Genomic DNA, 12974 nt, shown 5'->3' with positions numbered 1-12974 from the left:
GACGCGGTGTCACGCGCGGTTCATCGGGGCCTGACGACCCGCCCCTCGTCCCACATGGGCTCGGCGGACTCGTAGAGGCGACCGTCGGACCCGAACACCACGAACTTGTCGAACTGTCGCGCGAACCAGCGGTCGTGGGTGATGGCCAGAACGGTGCCGTCGAATGCGCGCAGGCCCGCTTCCAGCGCCTCCGCGGACACCAGGTCCAGGTTGTCGGTCGGCTCGTCCAGCAGCAGCAAGGTGCAGCCCGAGAGCTCCAGCAGCAGAATCTGGAAGCGAGCCTGCTGGCCTCCGGAGAGCGACTCGAAGCGCTGGTCCGCGGCGCCGTCCAGCTCGTACTGGCGCAGCGCCCCGATGGCGGACCCGCGGTCCATGCCCTGGCGACCGCCCTCACCCCGGTGCAGGAACTCGACCAAGGTACGTCCGAGGAGTTCGGGCTGCTCATTCGTCTGCGCGAACCAGCCCGGCACGACGCGGGCGCCGAGCCGGACGACCCCGGTGTGGTCCACCTGCTGACCTGCGAGCAGACGCAGGAAGTGCGACTTGCCCGATCCGTTCGAACCGAGGACGGCGACTCGCTCGCCGTAGTCCACGGCCAGGTCGAAGGGTTTCATCAAGCCGGTCAGCTCCAGCCCCTCACAGATCAGCGCGCGCACTCCGGTGCGGCCGCCACGAAGCCGCATACGGACTTTCTGCTCGACGACCAGTTCCGGGGGGCGCGGCCCTTTCTCGAAGCGGGCCAGCCGGGTCTCGGTCGCCGCGAGCTTCGAGGCCATGGCCGGGCTGGACTTGGTCTGCTCGCGCAGGGTGAAGACGAGTTGCCGCAGGCGTTCGTGCTCCTCGTCCCAACGTCGGTGCAGCTCGGCGATGCGCTCCAGCCGGCCCCGGCGCGCCTCCGGGTACGTCGACCAGGTGGTGGCGCTGTCCGGGCCGCCGTGCACCCAGGCGCCATGTGCCTCGAGAGTGATCAGACGGGTGGCCGTGTTGGCGATCAGCTCCCGGTCGTGACTGATGAGCAGCACCGTCTTGGACGTGCTCGCCAGTTCGGACTCCAGCCACCGTTTGCCCGGCACATCGAGGTAGTTGTCCGGCTCGTCGAGCAGCAGCACACCGTGCGGGCCGCGCAGCAGCACCTCCAGTGCCAGGCGCTTCTGTTCGCCGCCGGACAGCTCGGCCACCTTCCGGTACTGGCAGCGTTCGAAAGGGATGCCGAGCGCTTGCGTGGTGCACACGTCCCACAGCGTCTCGGCCTCGTAGCCGCCGACGTCCCCCCAATCGGCCAGGGCCTGGGCGTACGCCATCTGCGTGGGTTCGTCGTCGCGCTCCATCATCGCCAGTTCGGCTCGGGCGACCGCCCGGCCCGCGGTGCGGACGTCCGGAGCGGAGAGGTCCAACAGCAGGTCGCGGAGCTCCGTCTCGTCCCGCACCGACCCGATGAACTGTCGCATGACACCGAGGCCGCCCGCGCTCGTGACGGTGCCCTCGGCGGGCTTGAGGTCGCCGGCAATCATGCGCAACAAGGTGGTCTTACCGGTGCCGTTCGCACCGATGAGGGCGGTTTTGCTGCCCTCGCCGACGCGGAAAGAGACGTCGTGGAAGAGCACCCTGCCGTCGGACAGCGTGCAGCTCACATCGCGTACATCGATGAATGCCATGTCAGAGTTCCTCACCGACGGTTGTGATCGGGGCGGGGGCGGGCCGGTCGGGCTCCGCGGGGGCGGCCACTTGGCGCAGCCGGTGCACTCCGGTGAAGACGAGCCACAGGCAGCTGGTGCCCACGCCGACCGAGGCGAGGAGCATGGTGCCGCCGAGGCCGAGACCCAGTGCGACCAGCCCGGGGGCGAGCAGCGCGCCGATCGGCTCCACGCCGAAACTGACGAACTTGATGATGGAGGTGGCGCGACCCAGGTAGGCGTGCGGCACGAGGGCCTGCTTGACCGACTCGCTGAGGATGAGGTTGACCACCACCGCCCCCGACCACACGGCTCCGGACAGGGCGACGAGGACGGCGCCGGGCACCGTACCCACTTGCCCGGCCAACGGCACCAGGACCGCGGCGCCACCGGGCAGAGCGTAGGCGACGGCGAGAACAGGGCCGTAGCCGAAGCGATGCGCGAGCCGCGCACTGATGGCGGCGCCGGCCAGCCCGGCCACCCCGCTGGCCACGCTGAGCAGACCGATCAGGAGGGGACTGAAGCCGAGCGAGCGAACCAGGAACAGGATGTAGAGGGCGAAGAACATGGCCGTGAAGAAGTTGAAGTGGGCCGCGGCGAGAACCAGCGGACGCTGTACCCGGTCGCGCAGGACGGTCCGCAGTCCGTGCCGGATCGCCTGCCAGTGGTTGTCCTCTTCATGTTCGTGCTCGTGGGTCTTGCTGACGCTGCGGGGCGCGCCGGTCAACGCGAGGGTGCTGGCGAGGTAGCTGAGCGCGTCCACGGCCACGGCCAGGGGCGCGCCGAGCAGCTGGATGAGCAGCCCGGCGACGCCGGGACCGGCGGTCTCGGCCACCGAAACACTGCTCTGCATCCAGGAGTTGGCCGGAATCAGGCGGTCCTTGCCGACGAGCGCCGGAATGTAGGACGCCATCGCGCTGTCGAAGAGCAGCGAGAGGGCACCCGCGCCAAAGGCCACCACCAGCAGCAACGGCAGGTTCAGTCCGCCCAGGAGCCAGGCGAGCGGTACCGCGGCCAGCAGGAGGCAGCGCAGGAGATTCGCGACGATCATCGTGCCGCGTTGTTCCCAGCGGTCGGCCCACACGCCGATCGACGGCCCGAGCAGGAGCACGGCCAGCGAGCCACAGGCGTTGAGCAACCCCATGTCGAAGGCGTCCGCGTCCAGGGAGATCACGGCCACCAGGGGCAGAGCGAAGAAAGTGATCTGAGTTCCCACCAGGGAAATCGACTCACCGGCCCAGATCCGGTGGAAGCCCGTACCCGCTAGGGAGGACCGGCGCATAAATAGTTCCTTTGAGTTCATGTGCGCAACGCCACCGACGCTGCCCCGACCGTCCAGCAGTAGTCCTCAGTCGTGCATCTCGACTGTCAGGTCGAAGAGTTCACCCTGCACAGCCCGCACGAAAGGATAGTCGCCGCGAGCCAGCCGGCTCGCGTCCGCGAGTCGCCGTTCCGGCCAGTCGTCCCCGCCGCAGGGCCATCGCAGCTCGAAGCGGTTGACGCCGTCCTGCAGCACCCCCGGGCCCACCGACAGGTCGGCGGAGGTCCAGGAGGCGACGGACGGAAGATCACCGAGGGGATGTCCGTTGACGACCACCGCCACCGGGTCACCTTGGCGGATCGCCGCGGGGACCCGATACGTCAGGCGCACGGTCGCCGTGCCGGCCGCCGCGCGGAATCCGAGGTGCGTGACCGGGCCGAACCCCTGGAAGAAGGCTCGCTCCGGACGGTGGTCCACGGACTGGAAGGCGCCGTCGATCAGGCCCTGCTCCGCTGTGCGCAGCACGTCGACGGTGCCGCCGACGGCGCGGCCCCGCGGTACGAGGGTGTCCTGGCGGCCGACCACCTCGCGCAACGCCTGCTGAAGGCTCCACATACCGAGTGTCTCGGCGGACCGGGACAGCATCGGGGCGAGGTAGCGGGCGGCGTGCGGGCGGGCGGTCAGCTCCGGCACGGCCGCCGAGGCCCACACCGGCCCGGTGCTCTCCAGCAGTCGGAGCAGGGACGTGGCGAAGATCCGGCCCTCGGGCACCGTGACGGCGCTGGCGACCAGCGACACGACTCGGTCGTACCGCTGGGCGTAGTAGCTGTTGTGGATCGCCGCGAGGAGGTCGCCGATCGCGCGGTCGGGGGCCGACAGGGTCTCCTGCGGCGCGGTGCGCCCCGGGGCGTGTCCGGCGATGACGTCGGCGACCGCGGCCGCCGTCGTCTCGATGCCGGTCGAGCTGAGGTGGCAGTAGTCGAGGAACTGGGCCGTGTCGGGCAACCCGTCGTCCGCGCGCAGCAGTTCGGCGAGGTCCACGGTGCGAAAGCCGCGTCGCGCGGCGCCCTCGACGAGGGCGGTACGCACGCCCGAGGTGATCCGCGGGGTGTGGGTGGCGAGGAGGCCGCAGACGGCGTCACGGGCGTCGAGCAGGGCGGCACGCGCACCTCGCGGGTCGTCGGCGCGGCCCGCGGCACGGGCCCGCAGGTATCCGGTGACGGGACTGGTGCCGGCGTCGAGCCGGGCCATCGCCGCGGTGACGGTCAGGACCCGCTCGTCGTCCCCCGCGTCGAAGGCCGCCTCTGCCTCGGACCGCAGCTCGGACCAGGTGAGGAGGTCCTTCGCCGGCAGCGGGGGCAGTTCGAGCTCGGGATCGTGGACCCAGTCCCGGAGATTGAACTCGGGGATGACGACGACCACTTCACTGCCACACGCCCGGGCCGTTCGGGACAGGCGGTCGAGGAGCTGTTCGATGCCGGGCGCGACGACCCGGTCCAGGTAGGCGCGGCGCATCGCGAGGTAGTCGCCGACGCGCAGCGCTTCGGCCAGCAGGTCCAAGTGGGCCGGGGTATGACGGGAACGGACCCAGTTGTTCCCGGCGTAGACGACGATGACCTCTGGTTCCGCCTGCGGGAGCTGGTGCAGGGTCTGTGCCAGATCGCGCAGGTCGGCGCCCGTGTGCGCGAGATCCACGACCTGGTGGCGAGCGCCGGCGGCGTCCAGTTGCCGCTGGAGGGCGACAGCGGGCGTGAGGAGCGGATCGAGCAGGAAGCCCCGGGCGCTGGACTCGCCGAGCAGCACCACCCGGGTGGCGTCGCCGGCGGCCGGGACGTGCTCGACATCCGCCCAGCTCCGCAGTTCTTCCGGTGGGAGATCCCGGCGGTGCAGTGCCGGGCCGTCCGGGGTGGGCGCCACCCGCCAGGCGCCCAGCACCCCGCCGTCGGGTGATGCGGCCACAGCGGCCTCGGGTGTCGAGGTGGTCGCGGCGGTGGACCTGACACCAGCGGTCTCCAGGCCGAGTTTCTGGAGTTCGGCGAGGATTTCGGCGCCTCGTCCGTCCGCGAGCAGGCGAGCCAGGTTGTCGGCGCGGTGTCGCAGGGAGTCCTTGGGCATGGTCGGCTCCTCGCCTGTCTCAGAGGAAGGTGTAGACATCGCGGCTGATGGCGGGGCGGCGGAACGGCTGCTGGCGGTCGACCTCGGTGAAGAAGCGGTCGGGCAGGTCGGCGGAGCGGACCGTGACGTCGTCCAGGACGAGCACGTCGAGCCGCGACCGGACGAAGCACGCGAGCGCGTCCGCCGGACCGCACACGATGGGCTCACCTCGCATGTTGAACGAGGTGTTGAGCAGGATCGGGTAGCCGGTGCGCCGGCCGAACGCGGTGAGCAGGCCGTGGAAGCGCGCGTCGTCGGCGCGGTCGACGGTCTGCACCCGTGCGCTGCCGTCGACGTGGGTGATGGCAGGGAGGGCGGCGGGTTCCCGGACCGTCGCGGTGTCGAGCATGAACGGCGAGGCGACCGGCAGGTCGAAGAAGTCGCCGCACCGCTCGGCGACGACGGCGGGGGCGAACGGGCGGAACGCTTCCCGCTTCTTCACCAGGGCGTTGATGTGGTCGCGCATGTCCGCGCGGCGCGGGTCGGCGAGGATCGACCGGGCGCCCAGGGCACGCGGACCGAACTCCATGCGCCCCTGGTACCAGCCGAGAACCAGGCCCCTGTCGAGCCACTCGGCAGCCTGCTCCAGCAGGCCCGCCTCGTCCCCTCCGTGGTCGTGGTACGGCACGCCCGCGGAGTCCAGCCAGCCACGAGGGTCGGTGGTCTGCGGGCGCGGGCCGATCCGCATGTCCCGCACCCGCCGGGGGGTGTACGTGCCGGTGAGGCGGTGCCCGACCAGGGCGGCCGCCCCGATGGCGCCGCCGGCGTCACCCGCGGCGGGCTGTACGAACATGTCGCGGAACGGGCCCAGCTCACGGATGCGCCGGTTGGCCACACAGTTGAGGGCGACCCCGCCGGCGTAGCACAGCTGGTCGCTGCCGGTGGCCTCCCGCAAGTGGGTCAGCTTGGCGAGCAGCAGCTCCTCCAGCAGCGCCTGGACGCCGGCCGCCAGGTCGCAGTGGTGGCCGGAGATCTCGGACTCGGGCTCCCGCGGCTCCATGCCCAGGAGTTCGGCGAGGGCCGGGGTGTACATCGGGGAGGCGCCGCTGACGTCGAAGTAGGTGAGATCCAGCTGGAACTGCCCGCCCGGCAGATCGGTCACGAGTCGGCGCAGCAGGTCGAGCCGGCGCGGGGTGCCGTAGGGCGCCAACCCCATCACCTTGTACTCGTCACTGTTGACCGCGAAGCCGAGGAACGACGTGAGGGCGCTGTAGAGGATGCCGAGCGAGTGGGGGAAGGAGACCTCCTCGAACAGGTCGATCCCGTGTTCTCCGCCGCGGCCGTAACTGGTCGTGGTCCACTCACCGACCGCGTCCGCGGTGAACAGCGCCGCCTCGCGGAACCCGGACTGGTAGAAGGCGCTCGCGGCGTGGGCCTCATGGTGCGAGACGCAGGTGATCTCACCTTCGTGGCCGAGAAGTTCACGGATCTGATGGAGCGGGCGCTCCGCGTCGAGACGGTACAGCGCCCGGGGGGTCGCGGTGGGCAGATCGGGAAGCCCCATCCACAGCTGGCGTCCGAGCTTGCGCACCGGGTCCTCGTAGTAGGCGACGTGGTCGATGTCCTGGATGCGCACCCCCGCTTCGCGCAGGCAGGCCCGGACCGCGCGGACGGGCATCGCGGAGTCGAAACGGGTCCGGGTGAACCGCTCCTCCTGCGCCGCGGTGACCAGTTCACCGTCCACCATCAGTGCGCACGCCGAGTCGTGGTACAGCGCAGAAAGGCCCAGAACGATCACGAGAGTCCTCCTGCGTGTAGCGGACAGCTTTCCGGTGGTGTGCTCGGGTCCTCGGCGGCCGGACCGTCCGTGGCGTGCCGCGACCCTGGCGTCGGGCCGGCCGCCGGGGGGATCCCGATCACCTCGAGGACCTGTCGGCGGCCCAGACTCGCGCATCGGCCCACGGCCAGCCAGAGCATCGCGTCGCGAGCGGTCAAGTCGGCGATGAGGGCGTTGGTGGGGCCGAACGAGTAAGGCGTGGGGCCGGTTTCCGTCTCCAGGCGACATTCGTCGGCGGTCAGCCGGGAGCGCCGCTCCTCCTCGAAGCAGAACCAGCAGTGCCCGCGGCGGGGGTCGAGCAGCGGTCCCCAGTAGCCGCTCTCCAGGCCGACGCCCGCGCCCAGCACCGCCACCTCGCGCTCGCGGGCCCAGGTCCAGACGGTGTCCATCAGGTCCGGCGGGGTGTCGGCAGCGACGACGAGCAGGTCCAGCGGCCGGCTCAGCACGTCGAGGTCGGCAGGGCGCTCCACACGGCATCGCACCGGCCGCAGATCGAGGTCGTCGGCGAAGCCGGACAGGGACGCGGCGGCGGCCGCGGCCTTGGGGCGCCCCACGTCGGAGCGGCGGAACAGGTACTGGCGATTGAGGTTGTGCGGGGCGACCGTGTCGTGGTCCACGAGGTCCAGCCGTCGCACCCCGCCGGCGACGAGATGCTGGGCGACCAGAGCGCCCACTCCTCCGACGCCGAGCACGGCGACCCCGGCAGCCGCCAGTCGTCGCTGAGCGGCCGTGGGCTCCGTGGTCACCGTGGACCACCAGCCCACCTGCCGGTCCCAGATGTCTTCGGAGGGGACGTGGGCCGACTCGCGGGTGAGCCACCCCAGTTCGTCCAGTGCCGTCAGCAGGCGCCGCACCGAGGGCTCGGCGTCGTCCCCCCGCAGGACGTGCTCTTCGGCGCCCTCGCGAAGCCGGGCGAGGGCGTCCTCCACAGCCTGCTCCCGGCCGCGGATGCGCAGCATGCGGGGGCCGCGGGCGACGAGCGTGGGTTCGTCCGGAGCCGTCGGGGCGACGACGGTGACGGTGTCGAGCAATCGGACCAGGTCAGCCACAGGTGACCTGCCCGGATGCGGGGACGGCGGTGAGCATGGCGGCTCGGTCGAGGTTGGCCAGCAGCCGGTTACCCACCTCTTCGGTGAGGGCCTCGGTGAGCGTACGCGGAGTGAAAGGGGTGCCGTCGAGGAAGGGCCGGAGGAGGCGGGCGGCCCGGGCCGGGACGACGGCCCGTCCGCGCGTGCGCATGTTGGTGCACACCAGGCCGGACTCCGCCTCGAACAGGTCGAGGTCCTCCACCGGCACCCGCAGCGCCTCGTCGGGCGCGTAGGCGCGGCCGGCGTCACGGGTGTGGCCCCGGCTGTTCAACGCGTGCACATGGTCGGCGAACGCGCGGTAGCGGGCGTGTACCTCGGCGCGCTGCTCCTGTGTCATGGCCGGGTCGTTGCTGACCAGGTGGTTGAGGGCGTACTGCGCCTGCCCGGTGGTGGTCGAGGGGATGCTGACGTCCAGCCCGAACTGCTCCGGGGCCCGGCCGACGTTGGAGGAACGGGTGGGCTCGAAGGGGAACACCGACACGGACCGCATCCCGTCGGCGAATTCCTCCAGGTCGGACAAGGCGGTCATCGCCTCCTCGTACGTGGTGGTGGGAAGGTCGGGGATGAGGTTGACGACCAGCGGCAGTCCCACGTCCCGGGCGTCCCGAAGGAAGCGCAGGTTCTCCTCCCGGTCGGCGGATTTGTGCACCAGTTTCAGGACGCGGGTGATGGTGGTCTCCAGACCGACGACCAGGAACTCGCATCCGGACTCCACCATCAGCGCCAGCAACTCCTGGTCGAAGCGGCGGTCGACCATGGCGAAGGAGGTCCAGCGCAGGCCGACTTCCTCCTCGACGAGAGCAGTGCAGACCCGGCGGGCGAAGGCGGGCGGGATGGACTCGGTGATGAAGCTGAACCGCGAGACACCGTGGGACCGGGAGAGATGCCGCAGCTCCGCCACGAACCGATCCGGCCGCCGCCCGCGAAACGGCGGGCTGCCGTCGTACAGTTCGATGAAGTCGCAGTAGTCGCACTTGCCCCAGTAGCAACCGCGGGCCTGGGTGATACCGATGACCGGGTCAGCGAGCCTGGCCAGCGCCTCGGGCGGATACATCGGCGCGGGCAGCGCGTTGACGGCCGGCCCGGCCCCGGGCTCGTTGTGCCGTACCCCCTCGGGGGTCAGGCAGGAGACGCCGCGGACAGAGCCGGGGTCCCATGTGCCGTCGCGGGCCTGCAGGGCCAGCTCGTGGAGCGGGAACTCGCCGTCGAAGCGGACGACGGCGTCCACCGCGGGCCAGGCCGCGAGCAGCCTCTCCAGCTCGCTCGGGTGCATCAGACTCAGCGCCGGACCGCCGAAGACGACGGGAGTGTCCGGACGCAGGCGTTTGAGGCACTCGGCCAGCACCAGGGCCGGCAGGAGTTGGGGGCCCATCGGCACCGAGACCCCGAACAGGGCCACGCCGTCCGGGACCCGCTCGGCCAGCTCCGCCTGGTCGTAGAAGTCCTGGTACGGCACGGCGGCCCGCAGGGCCGGCTCCCTCCGCTCCAGCACGTCCTCGCCCGGGTCGACGAGGTACTGCTGGGCCATGAGCTGCAGGACATGGCCATAGGGGGAGTCGGGGCCGAAACGATGACGGCCGTCAGGTCCGACCATCCGGTCCCGCGACCTGGCCAGCCAGCGTCCCGCGGCCGCCGCGGAGGACTCAGGGGCGGGGCGCGGACCGACGGTGCTCCGATCGGACTCCCGGGAGTGCAGGAGCCAGAGGGCGAACTCCTCGTTCAGATCGGTCTGGACCGTGCCGATCCCCTGCTGCTCCAGGTAAGCGGCGAGAACCGCCGTCGAGGGGAAGAAGCTGCCGAAGTTCGACTCGACCAACGGAGGGAAGAGCAGCCACACGTCTGTGTCCTCGGGAGTCACTCATGTTCCCTTCACTCCAGCTCGCACGGCGAGCTCCACTGGTGTGCTGTGCTGCGTTGCACGCGATACGGCGGACCGCAGCCCGGGCTCCGGCCGATCAGCCGGCCCCCAGGCACATCAGGCCCGCCCGGGAGACGGTGAGTCCGCTGAGGCGTCGACCGCGCAGGTACCAGGCGCGCACCCGGACCAGGGGGATCTTCGGCAGGAGCGCGCACCAGCGGTCCGATGCGCGGGCCCACAGCCGGGCCGCCTCCCCGGGCTCCGGGCAGCTCTCGGCGGCGTCCAGGGCGGCATCCAGCACCGGGTCGGCCAGGCCCGAGCGCCGGGCCGCGCGGCCGGTGGACCGCCAGTCGGAGAGCGAGCCGGCCGGGTGCGAGAAGGCCGGAGTGGTCAGCGAGTACAACAGGCAGAAATCCCGGGTGGCCGACGCCTTCACGTATGCGTCGAAGGACAGTTGGCGCGTGACGACCTCGGCCCCGAGTGCCGCACGGAGCTGGGCGGCGACCTCCTCCGCGATCTCGGCGTTCGGGTCGAAGGCGGAGTAGGCGATCTCGATCGGGCCGGCTTCCCCGGCGGGGCGTTGAGCGCCTTCTTCGGGTTGAGCGCCTTCTTCGGAGGGGATGGCGTCCGGGGCACCTTCCCCCAGGGCCTCGATGCTCGGCCACCGCCAGGGTTCCGCGAGGCCGGCCGTCACGGTCTCCAGACGGGCGCGGTCCAGCACGGCCGAGACCCCCCGCCGGGCGGCGGCCGACCTGAGCCAGGGACGCGGAGCCCGTCGGCCGAGGTCGAGACTGCCGAAGATGTCCACCGGCTGTCGCACCGCGCCGGGGTGCGCGGTCAGCTCCGTCACCTCGGCGACGCCGAATCCCGTGGGAGAGGTGGCATCCAGTTCCCCGGAACGGAAGAGGCGCACCGCCTCGGCGGCCAACGGCACATGCTCGAACCGGACCGAGTCGAGCGCGTCCGCGTGCCGGAGTTCCGGGCGGCGGTCCAACACCACCGCGTCCGTGTCCCAGTCGGCGACGGTGTAGTCGCCGAGAGCGGGGGCGCCTACTCCGTCAGGGCCGCGCCGCAAGGGGGCGAAAGCGGGAAGGGAGAGCAGCGCGGGAGCGAATGCGACCGGTCGGCCGAAGCGGAATTCCACGGTGTCGGCGCGCAGAGCCCGCACGGGCTCCTTATTACCTGCGGCGGTATCGCCGAGGAAAAGCGCCGCGCTGTTGGAACGGCTGGTCAGCGCATGGTCAGCGGCTTCGACGACATCCTCTGCCCGTAAAGGATTTCCGTCGGACCATCGAAGGTCCGAGTCGAGGGCAATACGCCAGCGGCGTCCGTCGTCCAACATTTCCGCACCCACCGCGCACCCCTGAGCGGGCACGTCGTCCTCGGTGAAAAGGCGGCGCAGTACGGATTCCGCTATCAGGCGACCGCTGTAATCCACAGGAAGACGAACATCTCGGTGCAGCGGCATGGCGTCGAGGGATATTCTGGCCGTAGTGATCGTTTGCTCCATGGATTTCATTGCCCATCACTGCGACCCCGGCGCCGTCGCGGCGGAACCGGGGTCGCGGCACGAGGATTAACAGCGGTTGACGGTCACAAGCTCCTCGTTGAGGTTGACCAGATCGAAGTCGAGCTCCTCCGACAGGTCCTGCACCTCGGTGGTCTCTTCCACGGTGGTGTCCTCAGCCATTACGAACTCCGTTTCTCGCGCGGAATGGTCGTGAGCGGACGGAGTGGAAAAGACATGGAACACCGGCACCAAGTAATGAGAAGGTGCAGATGTTTGCATACTCTCGCAACCCCGTTGCCCATCGAGAGCGTTCCACCTCGTCCGAGGGCTGTCAATGGATTAACTTTCTGCCATACCGCCATATCCTTTTTGTTCGGTATGCCCTGATTTTGCAATGATTGCAACAAGCTCCGGCTGAATCGTTTTCGAAAGTTTTTCCATTCCGGAAGTTTATCCACGCCCTGGCATGACTTCCGGTGTGCCATGCGCTCGGAGGCGTATTTTGGGAGCATGAGGATTCTGGCGGATTCTGTCGCTCACGTCGAAGATCCGGACACCCTTCGAGCGAGGCTGGCGGCGGACGGCTACCTGTACTTTCGCGGTCTGTTGCCCCCGGCCCCGGTCGCCGCGGCCGCGGACATGGCGCGCGCGGTGCTGGTGGCCCGCGGCTGGGCCGACACCGGGACAGGCCCCGCCGGCGGCACACCGGGGGCGGTCGACGCACGCGAGACAGTCGGGGAGCTGGCCTATCGGCGCGCCGCGGGTTCGGCGGAGCTCAATCGGCTGCCGTACCTCAGGCCCCTGCGCTCGCTCGTGCGGAGCCTGCTGGGGGAGGACGCGTTCTCCTATCCCGTCAAGGTGCTGCGCGCCGTCCACCCCGAGGGCGACCGGGTACCGCAGGGCCGGTACGTGCACCAGGACTACATGGGCCTGGTGGTCGAGGACATGCTGACCAGTTGGATCCCCCTGATGCCGATCCCGTGGCAGCTCGGAGGACTCGCCGTGCTGCCCGGCAGCCACCTCGGCGCCCCGCTGCCGGCCCAGGTGCTGGACATCGAGCGGGCCGAGGCCGAAGGCTGGGCGAGCACCGAGTTCTCGATCGGCGACGTGCTGCTGTTCCACTGCCTGACCTCGCACGCCGCGTTGCCCAACCGCAGCGACCGGCTGCGCCTGTCGCAGGACTGCCGCTGGCAGTCGGCGCACCAACCCGCCCCCGCGCGGATGATCTACGGTTCGAAGGCCGAGCGCGACGGCGAAGCCATGCACCGGCTCCTGGGCGCGCAGCCGTGGTGGGAGCCGGTGCCCGCCACCTTGCGCTTCCAGGCGGACGACGTGCGCGACGGCGGGAGCGTGGCACGGTCGCGGTTCTTCCCGGTCGCCCACCCCGAACTCTGGGCCGAGGGCGTGCGCACACCGCCCGAGAGGCGCGACCCGGTCGCTCGGGTCGGCCTCGGTACGTCACCTACCCGGTCCGGGTGAAACGGGCCCCACGCCGGGCCCCGAGCGGCCCGGGCGGCACCCGGGCCCGCCGCTTCACGCTTCACGCCGGCGGTCGAAGCGCTTCGATGACTTTCTGGACAGGTGTCATCCGGCCCGACTATTGTGCGGGTTCAGCCACAATTGTCGTCGCATGATGCGCTGTCGAAGCGCTTC

The 12974-nt window shown here is 70.6% G+C and carries 8 protein-coding genes; 1 reads left to right on the top strand and 7 read right to left on the bottom strand.

All coding sequences use genetic code 11. The annotated features are described in order from the left end of the window. Positions 1–20 precede the first annotated feature (20 nt). The 7 genes from ACZ516_RS28455 to ACZ516_RS28425 form a co-directional block, all read right to left on the bottom strand. Positions 21–1655 (bottom strand): ABC-F family ATP-binding cassette domain-containing protein, encoded by a 1635-nt coding sequence (locus ACZ516_RS28455; protein WP_361086058.1) that lies wholly within the window; start codon positions 1653–1655, stop codon positions 21–23. Position 1656: 1 nt separating this feature from the next. Further along, positions 1657–2955 (bottom strand): MFS transporter, encoded by a 1299-nt coding sequence (locus tag ACZ516_RS28450; RefSeq protein WP_467494037.1) that lies wholly within the window; start codon positions 2953–2955, stop codon positions 1657–1659. A gap of 66 nt (positions 2956–3021) precedes the next feature. Continuing rightward, on the bottom strand, positions 3022–5049 hold the full coding sequence (locus tag ACZ516_RS28445) for a hypothetical protein (RefSeq protein WP_469012285.1): 2028 nt from the start codon (positions 5047–5049) through the stop codon (positions 3022–3024). A gap of 19 nt (positions 5050–5068) precedes the next feature. Next, complete coding sequence (locus tag ACZ516_RS28440) at positions 5069–6826, bottom strand: carbamoyltransferase family protein (protein WP_361086067.1); 1758 nt, start codon at positions 6824–6826, stop codon at positions 5069–5071. Further along, positions 6823–7914, bottom strand: coding sequence for a ThiF family adenylyltransferase (locus tag ACZ516_RS28435; protein ID WP_469012282.1), 1092 nt, complete (start codon positions 7912–7914; stop codon positions 6823–6825). Before ACZ516_RS28435 ends, ACZ516_RS28440 begins: the two co-directional genes overlap by 4 nt. After that, positions 7907–9811: a B12-binding domain-containing radical SAM protein gene (locus ACZ516_RS28430; protein WP_469012280.1), complete on the bottom strand. Its 1905-nt coding sequence runs from the start codon at positions 9809–9811 to the stop codon at positions 7907–7909. Before ACZ516_RS28430 ends, ACZ516_RS28435 begins: the two co-directional genes overlap by 8 nt. A gap of 97 nt (positions 9812–9908) precedes the next feature. Then, positions 9909–11153, bottom strand: coding sequence for an ABC transporter substrate-binding protein (locus ACZ516_RS28425; RefSeq protein WP_469012424.1), 1245 nt, complete (start codon positions 11151–11153; stop codon positions 9909–9911). A 678-nt stretch (positions 11154–11831) separates the two neighbouring features. Here ACZ516_RS28425 and ACZ516_RS28420 point away from each other — a divergent pair. Further along, positions 11832–12800 carry a phytanoyl-CoA dioxygenase family protein gene (locus ACZ516_RS28420; protein WP_358913743.1) on the top strand — a complete coding sequence of 323 codons (969 nt, stop codon included), beginning with the start codon at positions 11832–11834 and terminating at the stop codon, positions 12798–12800. Positions 12801–12974 lie beyond the last annotated feature (174 nt).

It is taken from the genome of Streptomyces sp. NPDC034037, assembly GCF_055575715.1.
Note: the sequence above shows the minus strand (reverse complement) of the source record. Positions and strands in the feature narration are given on the sequence as shown.